At 73.3% G+C, this 17,048-nt stretch carries 12 protein-coding genes; 8 read left to right on the forward strand and 4 right to left on the reverse strand.

Annotation, left to right across the window (positions count from 1 at the left end; all coding sequences use genetic code 11):
- Window positions 1-69 precede the first annotated feature (69 nt).
- From OG542_RS04900 to OG542_RS04910, 3 genes are all read left to right on the forward strand, one after another.
- Window positions 70-2,289: an NADP-dependent isocitrate dehydrogenase gene (locus OG542_RS04900; RefSeq protein ID WP_328408528.1), complete on the forward strand. Its 2,220-nt coding sequence runs from the start codon at window positions 70-72 to the stop codon at window positions 2,287-2,289.
- 125 nt (window positions 2,290-2,414) lie between these two features.
- Window positions 2,415-3,203 (forward strand): N-formylglutamate amidohydrolase, encoded by a 789-nt coding sequence (locus tag OG542_RS04905; RefSeq protein ID WP_328408530.1) that lies wholly within the window; start codon window positions 2,415-2,417, stop codon window positions 3,201-3,203.
- Window positions 3,204-3,270: 67 nt separating this feature from the next.
- Window positions 3,271-4,494 carry a cytochrome P450 gene (locus tag OG542_RS04910; RefSeq protein ID WP_328408532.1) on the forward strand — a complete coding sequence of 408 codons (1,224 nt, stop codon included), beginning with the start codon at window positions 3,271-3,273 and terminating at the stop codon, window positions 4,492-4,494.
- A 512-nt stretch (window positions 4,495-5,006) separates the two neighbouring features.
- Here the strand turns inward: OG542_RS04910 and OG542_RS04915 are convergent.
- The 3 genes from OG542_RS04915 to OG542_RS04925 all read right to left on the reverse strand — a co-directional run bounded on the left by OG542_RS04915 (window position 5,007) and on the right by OG542_RS04925 (window position 7,578).
- On the reverse strand, window positions 5,007-5,486 hold the full coding sequence (locus tag OG542_RS04915; protein ID WP_311130462.1) for a hypothetical protein: 480 nt from the start codon (window positions 5,484-5,486) through the stop codon (window positions 5,007-5,009).
- 23 nt (window positions 5,487-5,509) lie between these two features.
- Window positions 5,510-6,085 carry an RNA polymerase sigma factor gene (locus OG542_RS04920; protein WP_184587888.1) on the reverse strand — a complete coding sequence of 192 codons (576 nt, stop codon included), beginning with the start codon at window positions 6,083-6,085 and terminating at the stop codon, window positions 5,510-5,512.
- A 62-nt stretch (window positions 6,086-6,147) separates the two neighbouring features.
- Window positions 6,148-7,578 carry a S8/S53 family peptidase gene (locus OG542_RS04925; RefSeq protein ID WP_328408535.1) on the reverse strand — a complete coding sequence of 477 codons (1,431 nt, stop codon included), beginning with the start codon at window positions 7,576-7,578 and terminating at the stop codon, window positions 6,148-6,150.
- Between the two features lie 189 nt (window positions 7,579-7,767).
- Here OG542_RS04925 and OG542_RS04930 point away from each other — a divergent pair, with 189 nt between their 5' ends.
- A complete protein-coding gene (locus OG542_RS04930) occupies window positions 7,768-10,335 on the forward strand; it encodes a CHAT domain-containing protein (protein WP_311130461.1) in 2,568 nt (855 codons plus the stop codon).
- Between the two features lie 40 nt (window positions 10,336-10,375).
- Here OG542_RS04930 and OG542_RS04935 read toward each other — a convergent pair whose 3' ends face one another.
- The gene (locus OG542_RS04935; RefSeq protein WP_328408537.1) at window positions 10,376-12,118 is read right to left on the reverse strand and encodes a LuxR family transcriptional regulator AbsR2; all 1,743 of its coding nucleotides are present in this window, start codon (window positions 12,116-12,118) and stop codon (window positions 10,376-10,378) included.
- Between the two features lie 95 nt (window positions 12,119-12,213).
- On the opposite strand from OG542_RS04935, the gene absR1 reads away from it, so the two are divergent.
- The 4 genes from absR1 (at window position 12,214) to OG542_RS04955 (ending at window position 17,028) form a co-directional block, all read left to right on the forward strand.
- Entirely contained in the window at window positions 12,214-13,299 is a 1,086-nt protein-coding gene (gene absR1 / locus OG542_RS04940) for a beta-glucuronidase AbsR1 (RefSeq protein ID WP_311128916.1), read from the forward strand.
- Between the two features lie 416 nt (window positions 13,300-13,715).
- Complete coding sequence (locus tag OG542_RS04945; protein WP_328408540.1) at window positions 13,716-14,987, forward strand: cation:proton antiporter; 1,272 nt, start codon at window positions 13,716-13,718, stop codon at window positions 14,985-14,987.
- A gap of 56 nt (window positions 14,988-15,043) precedes the next feature.
- Window positions 15,044-15,934, forward strand: a complete 891-nt coding sequence (locus OG542_RS04950) for a hypothetical protein (RefSeq protein ID WP_328408542.1) — start codon at window positions 15,044-15,046, stop codon at window positions 15,932-15,934.
- On the forward strand, window positions 15,931-17,028 hold the full coding sequence (locus tag OG542_RS04955) for an AAA family ATPase (protein WP_328408544.1): 1,098 nt from the start codon (window positions 15,931-15,933) through the stop codon (window positions 17,026-17,028). The genes OG542_RS04950 and OG542_RS04955 overlap by 4 nt, the downstream gene beginning before the upstream one ends.
- Window positions 17,029-17,048: the final 20 nt, after the last annotated feature.

Raw genomic sequence — 17,048 nt, forward strand, 5'->3', positions numbered from 1 at the left:
GTCGAGACGAGGCCGGTCAGGAGATATCTTGATGTCGAGCAATGTTGCAGACGTGGAGCGGAGCACCCGGTGACTGACTCGACCATCATCTATACGCACACTGACGAGGCCCCCGCACTGGCGACGTATTCCTTCCTGCCGGTGGTCCGGGCGTACGCCTCGCAGGCGGGTGTCGCTGTGGAGACCCGCGACATCTCGCTGGCCGGGCGCATCATCGCCGTGTTCCCGGAGTACCTGACCGAGGACCAGCGCATCCCGGACGCCCTGGCGGAGCTCGGCGAGCTGGCCAAGACGCCCGCCGCCAACATCATCAAGCTGCCGAACATCTCGGCGTCCATCCCGCAGCTCAAGGCCGCGATCGCCGAGCTCCAGGGCCAGGGCTACGCGCTGCCGGACTACCCGGACGACCCGAAGACCGACGAGGAGCGCGAGATCGGCGCCCGCTACGACAAGATCAAGGGTTCCGCCGTGAACCCGGTCCTGCGTGAGGGCAACTCCGACCGGCGCGCCCCCGCCTCGGTGAAGAACTACGCCAAGTCCCACCCGCACCGCATGGGCGCCTGGACCTCCGAGTCCAAGACGAACGTGGCGACCATGGGCCAGAACGACTTCCGCTCCACCGAGAAGTCCGTGGTGATCGCCGAGGACGGCGCGCTGCGCATCGAGCTCGTCGGCGACGACGGCTCCACCACCGTGCTGCGTGAGTCCGTACCGGTCCTCGCCGGTGAGGTCGTCGACGCCTCCGTGATGCGGGTCGCCGCGCTGCGCGAGTTCCTGACCGCGCAGGTCGCCGAGGCCAAGGCCCAGGGCGTGCTGTTCTCGGTGCACCTGAAGGCGACGATGATGAAGGTCTCCGACCCGATCGTCTTCGGCCACGTGGTGCGCGCCTTCTTCCCGAAGACCTTCGCGCAGTACGGCGACAAGCTCGCCGCGGCCGGTCTGACCCCGAACGACGGTCTGGGCGGTATCTACAAGGGCCTGGAGGCCCTGCCCGAGGGTGCCGAGATCAAGGCCTCCTTCGACGCCGAGCTCGCCGAGGGCCCGGAGCTGGCGATGGTCGACTCCGACAAGGGCATCTCGAACCTGCACGTCCCGTCGGACGTCATCGTCGACGCCTCCATGCCGGCCATGATCCGCACCTCCGGCCACATGTGGGGCCCGGACGGCCAGGAGGCCGACACCCTCGCGGTCCTGCCGGACTCCTCCTACGCGGGTGTCTACCAGGCCGTGATCGAGGACTGCCGGGCAAACGGCGCCTACGACCCGTCGACCATGGGCTCGGTGCCGAACGTCGGTCTGATGGCGCAGAAGGCCGAGGAGTACGGCAGCCACGACAAGACCTTCGAGGTCCCGGTCACGGGCACGGTCCGGCTGGTCGACCAGAACGGCACCGCGCTGATCGAGCAGACGGTCTCGGCCGGTGACATCTTCCGCGCCTGCCAGACCAAGGACGCGCCGATCAAGGACTGGGTGAAGCTGGCCGTCACGCGCGCCCGCGCCACCGGTGACCCGGCCGTGTTCTGGCTGGACGAGACCCGTGCGCACGACGCCAACCTGATCGCCAAGGTCAACGCCTACCTCGCGGAGCACGACACCGAGGGCCTGGACATCCGGATCCTGTCCCCCGTCGAGGCGACGAAGCTGTCGGTGGAGCGCATCCGCCGCGGCGAGAACACGATCTCGGTGACGGGCAACGTCCTGCGCGACTACCTGACCGACCTGTTCCCGATCCTGGAGCTGGGCACCAGCGCCAAGATGCTGTCGGTCGTCCCGCTGATGGCGGGCGGCGGCCTCTTCGAGACGGGCGCCGGTGGCTCCGCCCCGAAGCACGTCCAGCAGCTCGTCAGGGAGAACTACCTGCGCTGGGACAGCCTGGGTGAGTTCTTCGCCCTCGTGCCGTCCTTCGAGCAGCTGGCGAAGGTCACGGGCAACGCCCGCGCCCAGATCCTGGCCGACACGCTCGACCGCGCCACGGCGACCTTCCTCAACGAGGACAAGTCCCCGACCCGGCGCGTCGGCGGCATCGACAACCGCGGCAGCCACTTCTTCCTGTCCCTGTACTGGGCGCAGGAGCTGGCCAAGCAGACCGACGACGCGGACCTGGCGAAGACCTTCGCCCCGCTCGCCGAGACGCTCTCGGCCAACGAGCAGAAGATCGTCGACGAGCTGATCGCCGCCCAGGGCAAGCCGGTCGAGATCGGCGGCTACTACCAGCCCGACCCGGCGAAGGCCGCGCAGGCCATGCGCCCGTCCGCCACGTGGAACGAGACCCTGGCGTCCCTGTCCTGACGCCCGGGCCCGCATAGATCCACTGACTCCGCCCCGACCGGCACTCCTGCCGGCCGGGGCGGAGTTCTGCATGGGTCAGGCCTTGATCCTTCCGCACGCCGCTGACAACCCCCTGGAGCCGCCCCATGACCGACGCCCCGCACTCCTTCGAGCTGCTGGCCGGGGCCGGCCGCTCTCCCGTGATCCTGCATGTCCCGCACTCCGCACGGGTGATACCGGATGACGTGCGCGCGGGCATCGTGCTCGGCGACGAGGAGCTGGAGCGGGAGCTCGGGCACATCACCGACGCGCACACGGCGGAGATCGCCGAGGTGGCGGCCGGGCTCGCGGGGGTGACGCCCTGGCGGTTCGTCAATCGGCTGTCGCGGCTGGTCGTCGACCCGGAGCGGTTTCCGGACGAGCGGGAGGAGATGCGGGCCGTCGGTATGGGCGCGGTGTACACGAGGACCACGCACGGCGGTGTGCTGCGGCCTGCGGACATCGATCCCGAGCCGCTCGTCGAGCGGTACTTCCGGCCGTACGCGCGGGCGATGACCCAGGCCGTGGCGGACCGGCTGGCGGCCACCGGGCGGGCCGTGATCATCGATGTGCACTCCTACCCGAGCCGGAGGCTGCCGTACGAACTGCACGGGGGCGGACCCCGGCCGGCGGTCTGCCTCGGAACCGACCCGTTCCACACCTCGCCCGGCCTGCTGGACGCCGCCCGGGAGGCGTTCGGGGAGACAGGGCTCGACAGCCCGTTCAGCGGGACGTATGTCCCCCTGGAGTTCTACGGGAAGCAGCCCGAGGTCAGCGCGCTCATGGTGGAGATCCGCCGCGACACCTACATGACCGAGCCGGGCGGTCCCGCCGGTGCCGGGCTGGAGCGGCTGGCCGGCGCGCTGGCCCGTCTCGTCGACGCCGTGTCCCGTTGAACGCCGCACGTCACCGGCTGGAGCACTCCCGCGCGACAAGCGGCAGGGGCCCGGCGAGGGTGGGTGCATGACGGAGGAGACCACCACGCTGACCGGCCAGTCACCGCCCCCGGTGCGGGACTGGCCCGCCCTCGACCTGGACGGAACGGAGTTCGACCCGATCCTCGCGGAGCTGATGCGCGAGGGGCCACTGACCCGGATCCGGCTGCCGTTCGGCGAGGGATGGGCGTGGCTGGCCACCCGCCACGACGACGTGAAGCTGATCACCAACGACCAGAGGTTCAGCCGCGCGGAGGTGACCGGACGTCAAGTGACGAGGATGGCACCGCACTTCAAGCCGCGGCCCGGTTCGCTGGCCTTCGCCGACCAGCCCGACCACAACCGGCTGCGCAAGGCGGTGGCCGGGGCCTTCACCGTCCGTGCGATGAACCGGCTGCGGCCGCGTGCGCAGGAGATGCTCGACGAGCTGGTGGACGGGGTCGTACGGGACGGGCCGCCGGCCGACTTGATCGAGCGCGTGCTCGAACCGTTCCCGATCGCCCTGGTCAGCGAGGTGATGGGCGTGCCCGCCGCCGACCGGGAACGGGTGCACACCTGGACCCGGCAGATCATCTCCACCTCGGGCGGGGCCGAGGCCGCCGACCGGGCCAAGAACAGTCTGTACGGATGGATCACGGACACGATCCGCTCCCGCGCCGGCAGCACCGGCGAGGACGTGTACTCCCTGCTGGGCGCAGCCGTGACGCGTGGTGACATCAGCGAGACGGAGGCCGTCGGCCTCGCCGGTCCGCTGCAGATCGGCGGCGAGGCCGTCACCCACAACTGCGGGCAGATGCTCTGTCTGCTGCTCACCCGGCCCGAGTTGCGGCAGTGGTGGCACGAGCGGCCCGAGGCACGCGACGCGCTGCTGGACGAGCTGTTGCGCTTCATCCCCCACCGCAGCTCCGTGGGCTTGGCGCGGATCGCCCTGGAGGACGTCGACCTGCACGGCCACCGTATCCGCGCGGGCGACCCGGTGTACGTCTCCTACCTCGCGGCCAACCGCGACCCGGACGTCTTTTCCGAGCCGGACCGGATCGACCCCGGCCGCGACTCGAACCCGCATCTGGCCCTCGGCAACGGACCGCACTATTGCACCGGCGCCGTCCTGGCCCGCCTGCAGACCGAACTGCTGCTCGGCACCCTGCTGGACCGGCTGCCGGGCCTGCGGCTCGCGGTCCCCGTCGACCAGGTCGAGTGGCGGCGCAGGACGATGATCCGGGGGCCGCGGACACTGCCGTGCACCTGGTGACCCACGGCGGCCTTCGCGATGGGCGCCGAGGGCGTCGCGTGGGCGGCAGCGCGCCGACCCTCCTGCGCCTCGGGCAGGCGCCCGCGGTGCGGCATCGCACCGGGGCTCACCCCCGGTGCCCGGCCCGCCCGCCGGGTGGGCGCGCCCGGCGGCCGGTGGCCTTAGCCCCCGGTCCCGGCTTGGCTTTTCAGACGAGCGGCCATTCCGTCCCCACCACGCTCCGATAGGTCCGCCGCCGCGGCTCGTCCCCCGGCGGCCGATCCGGCGAACCCGAGAAGACACCCAGCGCCCCGTCCTTCAGCGCGCCCGGCGGCCAGCCGCCCAGGCTCGCCCGCAACCGGATGGCTAGGCCCGCAGCCACTCCGTCACCACCACGCTCCGGCCGGTCCGCCGCCGCGGCTCGTCCCCCGGCGGCCGGCGGCCGATCCGGCGAAGCCGAGAAGACGCCCAGCGCCCCGTCCTTCAGCGCGCCCGGCAGTCAGCCGCCCAGGCGCGCGCCCGCAACCGGATGGCTAGGCCCGCAACCACTCCGTCACCACCACGTCCCCGCCGGTCCGCAGCCGTAGCGCGAACGGGCCGGAGAGCGGTACGTCGCCGGTGAAGCGACCCAGGTCGTCGGCCGTGAGCGTGGAGCCGGGCCGCGGGCCGCCCAGGACCTCGATCCGGGCCGGTTGCGGGGGCAGCACCTGTCCCAGGAGTCCGTGCGTGGTCACCTCGACGTCGACGGTCACCTCGCCCGCCCGGAAGGTCAGCATCCGGGGCGTGTCGGTGACGCCCCGGACCGGGAGGGCGTCGACCAGAGAGTCGAAGGTCAGCTCGGCGATGCGGGCGTCGAGGTCGTGCAGCGCGTACGCGTCGACGGCGATCTGCTGGAGCTCCGCCGGCACCGGGTCCAGGACGGCGGCGGCCTGCCGCAGCTCCTCCTCCAGCAGCCCGGCGTCGAACTCGTCGTCCTCCCAGCCGTCCTCGTCGAACGCGTCGTCATCGTTCATGCCGTTCATGCCGTTCACGTCGCTCATATCGCCCCCCGTGCCTCGAGCCGGGCCCGCAGACGCCGCAGACAGCGCTGGCGCAGCGGCCCGATGCTGCCCACCGCGATGCCGAGCGCGGCGGAGACGTCCTGATAACTGGGCGGCGGCGTGGCCATCAGCACGCGCAGCAACTGCCTGCATCGCTCGCCCAGTTCCTCGAACTCCTGCCACAGCCGCCGTACACGTTCGCTCTGGGCGGCGGCCTCCTCGGAGTCGAGCAGCGACTGTTCCGGCGTGCCCTCCTCGCTGACCCGGTCCAGGAGCCGCGGATCGTCCGTCAGGGTCAGCCGTTGCGAACTCCGGATGACCTTCAGGCACTCGTTGCGCGCCGTGCTCGCCAGCCACGCGCCCGCCTTGCCGGGTTCGCGGATCCGCCCGAGGTGCTGGGCGAAGCGGAACCACGCGGTCTGGTACACCTCATGGGCGTCCGCGTCGGAGAGCCGGTGGGCCCGCACCACGGACCACACCAAAGGGCTCAGCCCCTCCACGAGCGCCTTCCAGGCCGCCGCGTCGCCGTCGGCGGCGGCCTGGACGAGCGCGCCGGCATCAGTACGGTCCACGGCAGCCCCACCCCTCGAGTACGGCAGGTCATGGTACGCCGTGGAGGGGGCGGCTTCGGCCCTCACGAGCCGGGGACCAGGCGCACGACCGGGACCGGGCGCCAGGTGGGCGGACGCAGCGCGGGAACGGGCGCCCCGCGCACTTCGGCGAGCCCGGTGTTGGCGTCGAGCAGTTGCTGCCTGGCCGCGCGCGGGTCGGTCTCCTTGTGCGCCGTCATATGGGCGGCGACCATGCCCGCGGTCACGGGGGTGGCGAAGGAGGTGCCGCTCCACTGCGCGTACCCCTCGAACATCACCTGGTCCGGCTTCGCGGCGCCGTTCTCGTCGCTCAGCACTCCGGTGTGGCGGGGGTGCCGGCAGGTGCAGCCGTAGCGGAAGCCGTAGCGGCAGGCGTCGTACGTGGAGTGCTGGTACACGTACGGGACGGGTGTCTCGAAGCCGGTGAGGGCGCTGGTGAGGCGCTCGCCGGGGGCGTAGACCCGTACCCAGGAACCATGGTTGGTGAAGCAGGCGCCGAACTCGCCGTCGCTGCGCAGCGCGCCGACCGACAGCACGGAGTCCTCCCAGCCGGGCAGGTCGGCGTAGGCAGCGGGCCAGAACGGCGTGGCGCTGCCGTTGTTGCCCGCGGCGGCGACCAGCAGGGTGCGCTGCTCGCGCAGTTCCCGCATGAAGTTCTCCACGCCCAGCAGGCCGTCGGTACGGCCGTTGGAGGTGCCGGCGGAGAGGCTGAGGACGTCGGGCCAGCCGCCGGCGTCGACGGCCTCGAAGAGCTTCTCGCCGAACTCCGACTCCAGGATGGCGCCCGCGTCGTTGAGGCTGCCGCGCACGGTGATGTCGGTGTTGGGCGCGACGGCGGCGACGAGTCCGGCGATGAACGTGCCGTGCCCGACGTACTGCTGGAGGATGCCCTGGTCGTCGCACTCCTGTACCTGGGCGTCGCCGCCGGTGTGGGACAGCAGGCCGCAGGAGCGGTAGTCGTTCATCAGCCCGGTGTCGACGACGAGGACGCCGACGGCGGTGTCCGGGTCGTACGCCGTGTCGGCGGCCGCCGGGTTGGGGGGCTCGCTGAGCGGGACGGGGACCGGTTCGTCGCCGGGGCAGGCGTTGACCGCGATGTGGACGACATGGTTGCGGGCGGCCATCCGGTGCCCGGCCCGGACCTCCCGTTCGCGTACGGACCGCAGCGCCCGTGCGACGGCGCGGTCGGCTTCCCGGCCGCCCTCGCCGGGGTCGCCGACCCGGATCCGGATGATGCCGCTGCGGTTGGTCTGCGGTCCGGCCCGGCGGACCTGGTCCTGGTCGAGGTCGGGTGCCGCCGTGAAGTGCGCCCGTACGGTGTCCTCGACGATGCCGGCCTCCTCGCCGTCGCGGACGAGGACGACGCCCTTCTCGTACATGAACTCGGCCGAGTCGTCCGGCCCCATCGCGAGGGGGACGTCCGGCATCGAGCGCTGGATCTGGTCGAACTGCTCGTGGAATCGCTGAGGTGCCATGGCGGGTCCTCCCACTGGGCGACGGCGTCGATCGGTGCGGCGGAGCGGTCGTCGGTACGCGCCGATCCTCCTCGACATGAGCCGCCGGGCGGTCATTTGATACAGCGCCGAACCTGTGTGGTGTGGTCGGGGGCCACTACCATCCGAGGAGTGACAGCGGGAAGCGACTCGGTGGCGGCGCTGCTGCCGATGGTGTTCGCCGATCCGGGCGAGGCTCTCGCCAGGGCCCGGGCGCTGCTCGACGCCGATCCCGACCCGCTGCACGCCTCCGTCGCCCACCAGGTGATCGGCATCTGGCAGCGGGACTTCGGCGATCTGCGGCTCGCGCTGCACCATCTGCGACGCGCCCGGGAGTTGGCGGCGCGCGCGGACTCGGCCGACCGGGAGGCGGACGTGCTGGCCACGCTGGGCGTGGCGCTGGTGCACGCGGGCCGCACCCGGGAGGGCCTGGCGGCGTTCGAGCGGGGGGCGGCGCGGGGCGGGGGGCACACGCGGGCGCGGGTGCTGTACCGGCGGGCCTACGTGTGGTGGGTGCTCGGCCGGCATCGCGAGGCGCTGGAGGACGTACGCCGGGCGGTTCCCGTGCTGCGGCAGGCGGAGGACGTGATCTGGACGGCGCGGGCGCTGACCCTGCGGGCGACGGTGCATCTGGCGCTGGGGGCGGTGGAGCGGGCCGAGGCGGACTTCACCGCGGCCGAGGCGCTGTGGGAGACCACGGGCCAGGAGCACGACAAGGCGGACGCGGTGGAGAGCCGGGGGCTCGCCGCTTTCCGGTCCGGTGACGTGCCGGTGGCGCTGCGGCTGCTCGACGAGGCGGAGGAGCGGTACGCGCGGCTCGGCACGCCGACGTTCATGCTGAACATCCGGCGCTGCGAGGTGCTGATGGCGGCCGGTCTCGCGCCCGAGGCGCTGGCCGAGGCGGACGCGGCGATCAAGAAGCTCGACGGGATCGGCGGGCAGTCCACGCGCAAGGCGGAGCTGCTGCTGGCCGCCGCGCGGGCCGCCCGGCTGGCCGGGGATCCGCACACCGCGATCGCCCGTGCCGCTCTCGCGGTACGGCTGTTCGCCGGGCAGCGGCGCACGTGGTGGGAGACGCACGCCCGGCTGGTGCTGATCGAGGCGCGGCACGCGGCGGGGCGCGGGTCGGGCCGGCTGGTCGCCGACGCCGCCGCGGTGGCGGAGAAGCTGGCCTCCTTCGGCGCACCGGCCGCGCCGGAGGCGTCGCTGCTCGCGGGCCGGATCGCGCTGGGCCTGGGCTGGACGGCGGACGCGGAGCGGCATCTGGCCGTCGCCGCCCGCAGCAGGCGCGGCGGTCCGCCGCTGGCGCGGATGACGGGCTGGGCGGCGCAGGCTCTGCGGGCGCGGGCCGCCGGGTCGGGCCGTGGTGTGCTGGAGGCCTGCCGGCGGGGTCTGGACGTGCTGGACGATCACCGGATGACGCTGGGTGCCTCGGAGCTCAGGGCGCGGGCCACCGAGCAGGGCGCGGAGCTGGCGGCGCTCGCCCAGCGGGCCAGTCTGGTCTCGGGCGGGCCGCGACGGCTGCTGGTGTGGAGCGAGCGCTGGCGGGCCACCGTGCTGTCCACGGCGCCGACCCGGCCGCCCGCCGACCCGGAACTGCTCAGCGGTATGACCGCGTTCCGCGAGATCGCCTCCCGTGCGGAGGCCGCCCGGATGGAGGGGCGGCCGGTTGTGGCGCTGGAGCGTGAACAGCGGCGCCTGGAGCGGGAGATCCGGTCCCGCACCCTGCACATGCGGGGCGAGGCGCCCGGGGACGGGGACCGGTTCGATGTCGGCCGGCTGCTGGAGCGGCTGGGCGACGAGGTACGGCTGGTGGAACTCGCCGTGCTCGACGGGCGGGTGCAGGTGCTGCTGTGCGGGCAGGGGCGGGTACGCAGGTTCGAGGCCGGGCTGCTGGCCGAGGCGGAGACGGAGGCCGAGCACGTACAGGCCGGGCTGCGGAGGCTGGCCCATCCCGGGGCCGAGGCGCGCCTTCCGGTGGTGGAGGCGGCCGGGCGCCGGCTGGAGGAGCTGCTGCTCGGCCCGGCGGCGGCGCAGCTGGGCAGCGGCCCGGTGGTGGTGGTGCCGCCGGGGCGGCTGCACCGGGTGCCGTGGGCGCTGCTGCCGTCGCTGCGGGAGCGGGTGCTCAGCGTGTCGCCGTCGGCGGGCAGTTGGCTGCGGGCCGGGGAGACCGCGCCGCCGCCCGACGGCTGCCATGTGCTGGTACGCGGCCCGGGCCTGGCGACCGGCGGCGCCGAGGTGCCCGAACTGGCCGGGCGGTACGGCTGCGCGACGGTCCTGGAGGACGGCGAGGCGCGCGTACCGAGGGTGCTGGAGGAGCTGGACGGGGCCGCGCTGGCGCATATCGCCGCGCACGGCACGTTCCGAGCGGACAGCCCGCTGTTCTCCTCCCTGCGGATGGCCGACGGGCCGATCGTCGTGCACGACTTCGAGCGTCTGGACCGCAGCCCGTACCGGATCATCCTGTCCTGCTGCGACACCGCCCGCCTCGCCTCCGTCGGCGCCGACGAACTGCTCGGCCTGGTCACCGCGTTGCTGCCGCTGGGCACGGCCGGGGTGGTGGCGTGCAGCGCGCCCGTCAACGACGCCGCGGTGGTGCCGCTGATGCTCGCGCTGCACAAGGGCCTCGACGCCGGCCTGTCCCTGGCGGAGGCACTGCGCGACGCCCGGTCCGCCCTGCCGGGCGACGCGCTGCACCAGGCCACGGGGTGGGCGTTCTCTGCGTTCGGGGCGGCCTGACCCGTCCCCTGTGCGGGTCAGGCCGCCGGTCCGGGACGGCTCAGGCGGGCTGGGCCTCCGGCATTTCGGTCAGCCACGGCAGGGCGCCGCGGTCGTTCGCGCCGAGCCGGGCGTAGGCGCTGTACAGGTGGTTGCCGACGGTGCGGATCGACAGGGTGAGGCGTTCGGCGATCTGCCGGTTGCTCAGTCCCGCCGCCGCGAGGGTGACGATCTGCCGCTGCCGGGTGGTGAGTTCGCCGAGGACCAGCCCGGACAGCGCCGGTGTGCGGGCGCCCTGGCAGCGCCGGGCCAGGGCCACGGCCCGGGTACGGGAGTGCCGGGCGGCACGGGGATCGCGGTGTGCCCCCACGGCCTGGGCGTGCGCCTCGGCGGCGAACAGCGCGAAGCCGCGCCGCTCCAGCTCCTCGGCGACCTCGTCCAGGGCCGGGCCGTCGGCGCGGGTGAGCGCGTCGGCGTGCCGGGCGAACACGCCGGTGAGCCGGTCGATGACCTTCTCGGGGGCGCCGAGGCGGACGGCGTCGTAGGGGTCGGCGAGGTTCGCGAGGGCGTCGAGGTCACCCCGGATGTCGACTGCCGGTTCTCCCAACCAGGCGGAGGCGCGGTCGAGTTCGTCCTGGCACGACGCGTCCGAGGGGGTGCCGCGCAGCCCCTCTCTCGCCCAGGCCGCCGCGTCCCGCAACTCCCCGCGCAACCGCGCGAACCGGGCGCGTACGGCGGCGTACCCGCACGGCAGCGTGCACCCCTCGGCGACCAGCCACTCCCCCACCGGCGTGGGCACGGCCCGTACGTCGGCCAGGTCGATCCGGTGCGCCAGGGCGGCCGACTCGGCGTCGAGGGCGGCGGCGTACACGTCCGGTGTCCGGGCCAGCCGGCGCGCCCGCAGCCGGCCGGCCGCGGCCCTGAGCACCGGGCCGTGCAGGGGGTGCGCGAGGCGGACGGTGCCCGCGTCGTCGACGCGGATCAGGCCGTCGGACTCCAGGACTTCCAGGGCCCCGATGTCCGCGTCGTCCAGATGCAGCGGCAGGGGTTCGGCGAAGGCGACGCGGTCCAGGGTCTCGCGTTCGCGGGGGCAGGCGCGGTCGAGGACGCGGGCGGTGCGCTCACGCACGGCCGTGGTCAGCGGCACCGGGCCCCGCCACGCGCGTTCGCCGGTGCCCGGGACGTGTGTGAGCCGCCCCCGCACCGCGCCCAGCAGGTCGCGCAGCAGCCGCAGATCGCCCTGGCTCAGGCGGTGCAGCCGGCCGGCCGTGAGCGGGTCGAGAGGGCCGGCACCGGCCGTGAGGAGCTGTGCGATCTCCTCTTGGGCCGGCGGCTCCAGGGTGAGGCGCGGCAGGAGCTCGCCGGTCCACAGCCGGGAGACCGCGCCGGGCGCCGGGGTGCCGTCCGTGGCGACGACCAGCAGACGGGTGCGGCCGTGTACGGCGAGTTGGTGGACCAGGGCGGCGGAGGCGTCGTCGAGGAGGTGTGCGTCGTCCACGACCAACGTACGTACGCCGGCCAGGAGCTGGACCGCGCGGTGCAGGGTGACCGTCTCGGGCAGCAGATGGGCGAACGCGGCGAAGGGAAGGGCGCGGCTCTCCGGCGTACCGGCCGCCCGGGCGCAGTCGGTGCCGCGGACCGCCTCGGTGACGAGGCGGGTCTTGCCGCAGCCCGCCGGGCCCGTCACCACGATGCCGCGGCGTCCGCCGGTCAGGGCCCTGCGGACCAGCTCCAGTTCGTCCTCCCGCCCGGCGAACGGCCAGGGCAGCTCCAGGGGCGTCGCGTCCCTCTCGTAAGTCGTCACACAGACATGAGCGCGGCTACTCACTTCTGATACAGGGCGACTTGAGTAGTCCCCGACTCAGGCGCCCGGGAGGGTCCGCGGGGCAGGCTGTGGCCATGACCGCACGCTACTGCTCGCTGGCTCAGGCGCCGGCGCCCGCCCTCGCACCGGGGCTGGCGGCCGAGCGGCTCAGCGCGCTCGCGAGCGGGCGGCGGATGTGGGTCAACGGCACTGTGCTGCACTACTGGTTCTTCGACGGCGACACCGACGCGTCCGTCATCCCCGTGCCGGGGAGGGGGATGACGCGACGCGTGTCGTGGGCCGGCGCCGAGGAGCAGCGGGACGTGGTGCGCGCGTGCTTCCGGGAGTGGCAGGGCCTCGGCGCGGGGATCTCCTTCGCCGAGGTCGACGACCGCTCGGAGGCCGAACTGCGCATCGGCTTCCAGCTCGGCGACGGCTCCTGGTCGGCTGTGGGACGCGACGCGCTCCTGGCCGGCCGGCACGAGCGCACCATGAACTTCGGCTGGGACCTGACCGCGCCCGGGGAGCGCGGGACGGCCCTGCACGAGATCGGGCACGCGCTCGGCATGCTGCACGAGCACCAGAGCCCGTTCGCCGGCATCCACTGGGACGACGAGGCGGTGTACGCCGAACTGGCGGGCCCGCCCCACCACTGGAGCAGGGAGAGGACGCACTACAACATTCTGCGCAAGCTCGATCCGGACGAGGTCAACGGCTCCGTCTGGGACCCGCAGTCGATCATGGAGTACCCGTTCTCGTCCGGGCTGGTCCTGGAGCCGGAGCAGTACCGCGCGGGTCTGAACCCGCCCGGCACCCTGTCCGCCGCCGACAAGGAGTTCGTGCTCCGCTGGTATCCGCCGGCGGATGTGCCGGGGCCGCCCGCGCTGGTGCCGTTCTGCTCGGCCCCGCTCGGTCTCGGCCCGGGCGAACAGGCCGACTTCGTCATCGATCCGCCGGAGACCCGCACCTACACGCTGGGCACCTTCGGCGACAGCGACGCCGTCGTCGTGGTCTTCGAGGAGCGGGACGGGGAGCCCCGTTACCTCGCCGGTCAGGACGACGGAGGGACACCGCAGAACGTCACGATCAGCGCCCGGCTCGTCAAGGGCCGCCGCTACCACGTCCGCGTACGCCTGTACTCCGCCTGGGGTTCCGGCGAGACGGCGGTGATGTGCTGGTGACAGCACCGACGCGCCGCGCGGACACCTGAGCCACAGTCCGGCACCGGGGGAGCGGTCGAGGACGTCGCCCATGGGGGTGGGTGACGTCCTCGACCACGCCATGTCCTGGTTCACGGCCGGGGCGGGGGCGCACGATCGACAGACGCGTTGCCGTCGAGGGTCTCGCCGAGGGCGGCGGGGCGGACGCGGGGCGCACCGGCCCGGCGCCGTGGATCCACCCCAGGGGTGAAGAGCGTTCATCGGCAGCCGACATGGGGCATCGTGCAAGGGAACGGCTGGCAATGGCGTTACGCCGTCCGAGTATTGATGCCTACGCTTGATTGCTCTCGCGGCTGCACGTCCGTACCGGAAGACCCACGAGGTGCCGGCGGCCCGACTACGCTCGCGGCGTAACACCGGGGGATGGGGGGGAGCAGGTGGAGACGTCCCGACGCGACCGTGCCCGGCGGCCGAAGCTGCCGGCGGCGGTTCCTGCCGTCCTGCTCTGGGCGCTGGGCGCTCTGGTTCTGGGAACGGTGATCGGCCTGGCGGCGGACCCGTCGCGCCTGGTCGGCACCACCGGGTACGTCTTCGCCACCGGACTGCTGCTGGCCGTGGGCCTGTACGGCAGCACGTACGGCATCGACCTCGCCGATCTGCGCCGTGACCTGCGCGGTGTGGTGGCGGCGGTCACGCTGGGAGTCGTCCTGAAGGCGGGGATCGTCTCCGGCGTCATGGTCTGGGCCTTCGACCGCCCGGAGTATCTGATCCTCGGCATCGTCGTCGCCCAGATCGACCCACTGTCGGTGGCCGCCCTCGGCAGGGACGGGCACATGTCGCAGCGCGCCCGGTCGCTGCTCACGGCGTGGGCGTCCTTCGACGATCCGATGACGGTCCTGCTGACGCTGTACGTCGCCGGGTACGCCTACACGGCCGCGGGGCACCCGGGTGCGCCGTCGGTGGTGGGCGGCGGAGCCCGTGGCTACGCCGTGGGACTGGCGTTCAACGCGCTGCTCCTGGCCGGTGCCCTGGTGCTGTGGTGGGCGGGCGGCAGGCTGTGGCCGGCACGGGCCCGAAAAGAGTCCGCGGAGCCCGGCGAACTCGACGGCCCCCGGCGGCCGGTGACGCCGCTCGGTGCTCTGCTGGTCGTGGCCATGCTCGTGCTCGCCGCGGCGAACATGCTGATGCTCGCCGTGGCGGTGGCCGGACTGTTCCTCCGCACGCGGGCGTTCGCCCGTCCGCTCGCGCGAGCGGTCACCAGCGCCTTCGTGCTCGCGACCGTTCTGCTGGGCCTGTTCGCCGCCCAGGGGGTGTCGCTCGGCCCGGGGGTGCTGCTCGGCGCCTCGGCGTTCGGGGCACAGGCGGTGGTGGCCGTGCTGCTGATGCCTCTCTTCGTCCGCGGCCTGTCCCGAAGGGACCGGATCCTGCTGGGGATCGGCCAGCAGAACGGCCTGACGGCGGTGCTGCTCGCCCTCACACTCGAACGCGACTTCCCGATGACGGTCGGCATCGTCGCCCCGGCCGTGGTGACCGTCAACCTGCTGCACTACGGGGCACAGATCGCGTTCGGCTGCTGGTCGCGCCACCGGTCCCGCACGAACCGGCAACCCTCGGGCGGGCAGCAGCGTCTCCCCCGGCATCCGGCGGCCGACGACGGCAGGGCGAGCGAGGCACCGACGGCCACCGACGGACTGCGGTCCTCCGCGTAGCCGAATGTCGTGCGGCGGCCCGGACGGGTCGCGGCCAGGGGAACGGGGGAGGCCGGATGGATGAGCGGAGAGAGAGCCGTGCCAGGCGTCCCTGTAAGGGACCGCGCTGGAAGCCCGTGCTGCTGCTCGGCGCACTGACGCTCCTCCCCGCGACCGCCGGGCAGGCCGCCGCTGACACGGGCAGGAGCGATGTCCGGCTGGTGTACTGCCTCGCCGACGAGCACCGGGGCGACCTCGGGGACGCGGCGGTGCGGCTCGGTGTGGTGCGGCGGGCCCCGGGTCCGGTCGGCGGTGCGGACGCCGTACGGGTGCCCGGCCGCAAGGGCGGCGTGATGTCGCTCGACGACTGGGCCGCCCGTCGCCCGGGCGACTTCGAACGGGTCTGCGACGCGGTCATGGCCGCCGCGGGCGACCCGCCGGGGGCGTCCGCGGACAAGGGCGGCGGTGGGCTGGGCGGGTTTGCCGACGGTGCTCTCCTGCTGGCGACCGGCGCCGTGCTCACCGTACTCGGACAGAAGACAGAACGGATCTCGGCGGAGCGGCGCACACACGGCCGGCAACTCGCGGCGGCCGTGCTGGAATTCCGGAGGATCGCATGGCTGTATCTCGCGGAGTACGAGCAGGTGGCCGAGACGGACCACGCCGAGGTGTCGCGGGCCCGGGAGACGCTCAGCGGCCTCCTCGCTCTGGTGCCCGGCCCGGCCCCACGCCGCTCGGCGGCCCGGCTGCTGGCGGGCTCCCTGCCCCTGGCGGACAGACTGCCGCGCAGCCGGGACGGGCAACTCCTGCAGCCGCACGACAGAAAGAGCGAGGCGGACGCCGTGCGCACCACCCTGGAACGGCAGACACGGGAGGTGGGGGATCTGCTGCGCCCCGCACCCGTCTGGTGGCTGCGCGGATCACGACACAGCGGCCGTCCCACAAGCGCCGGAGGGCAACACGGATGACCAACTCCGACTGGGCTAACCCCTACGGAGTGCGCAAACCGTACGGATCGAACGGCGCGGGCACGGGCGACGGCCGTGACAACAGCGCGAACGGTTCCGCCGCGCTCAGCGCCGACCACCCCCTGGTGCCGTGGAAGCAGCCGGACCACATGAATCAGTGGGTCGATGTCGACCACTCCCGTGACGAACTGGACCGCTTCGAGGAGGACTGGCCCACCCTCGGCGAACTCCTCGACTCGAGCTCGGGGCACGGCCGGGTGGTGGTCGTCAGCGGACAGCCCGGGATGGGCAAGACCTCGCTCATCCACCGGTGCATCCACGAGGCACGCCGGCGTGTGGCAGCGGCCGCGCCCGCGGCCGGGAACCCGCTCGTGCTGTTCGCGCCGACCGCGGGGCTCGACAACGACGGCCGCCGGATCAGCGTTGACCCGGACGGCCGGTCGTTCGCGCCGACCCGGCTGATCAACGCCCGCATACGCCGCGAGATCGCCAAGAAGCTGCTGCTGCACGAGTTCTCCGAGTCCCGGGTGCAGGCGATCATCGCGGAAGAGGACCCGTTCCAGGCCTACAGCGAGATGAGCGACCTGCTCATCCAGCACAACGCGCTGCTCTTCGTGGTGATCCCGCACATCCGGTGGAACGACGCTCATCTCCGGGCGGCATTTCTGCGCACCTGTCTGAGCCCCGCGCACCCCAGGATCGTACTTTTCGTCGAAGTGAGCCACGGCGCCGCGGAGACGCCGAGGGAAGTGACCGCCGCCCTCAGCGGATCGGCGGCGGTCACCCATCTCGCGCTGCGCGAGCTGGACTCCGAGGACATCTGGAGGTTCAGTCACAGCGCCCGGGCCGCCGACGGCGGACCGCACGGCCTGGTCGAACCCGACAGGAGTTCCCTGATGGCAGCACACGACGAGTGGAAGCCCTCCGACGTACGCGAACTGCGGAAGGTCTTCCACTCGGCGGCGAACGCCCTGCGCAGCGCGCCTCACCCCTGGCCGATCGACGCCGACGCGCTCAGACCCCACTGGGAGAGCCGGCGGGCACGCCGTGACGCCCTGCTCCGTGAGCCGATCCTGCCCCGCCCCGGCGGCTGATGCCCGCCGCCACCCCGACC

Source organism: Streptomyces violaceus (assembly GCF_036014075.1).
Lineage (GTDB): Bacteria > Actinomycetota > Actinomycetes > Streptomycetales > Streptomycetaceae > Streptomyces > Streptomyces violaceus.

Bases quoted from the DNA above. Each gene is read 5' to 3' on its own strand.
- OG542_RS04930 (WP_311130461.1), top strand. From the start codon at position 7,768: ATGGTGTTCGCCGATCCGGGCGAGGCTCTCGCCAGGGCCCGGGCGCTG.
- OG542_RS04910 (WP_328408532.1), top strand. From the start codon at position 3,271: ATGACGGAGGAGACCACCACGCTGACCGGCCAGTCACCGCCCCCGGTG.
- OG542_RS04955 (WP_328408544.1), top strand. From the start codon at position 15,931: ATGACCAACTCCGACTGGGCTAACCCCTACGGAGTGCGCAAACCGTAC.
- OG542_RS04905 (WP_328408530.1), top strand. From the start codon at position 2,415: ATGACCGACGCCCCGCACTCCTTCGAGCTGCTGGCCGGGGCCGGCCGC.
- OG542_RS04950 (WP_328408542.1), top strand. From the start codon at position 15,044: ATGGATGAGCGGAGAGAGAGCCGTGCCAGGCGTCCCTGTAAGGGACCG.
- OG542_RS04925 (WP_328408535.1), bottom strand. From the start codon at position 7,578: ATGGCACCTCAGCGATTCCACGAGCAGTTCGACCAGATCCAGCGCTCG.
- OG542_RS04915 (WP_311130462.1), bottom strand. From the start codon at position 5,486: ATGAACGATGACGACGCGTTCGACGAGGACGGCTGGGAGGACGACGAG.
- absR1 (WP_311128916.1), top strand. From the start codon at position 12,214: ATGACCGCACGCTACTGCTCGCTGGCTCAGGCGCCGGCGCCCGCCCTC.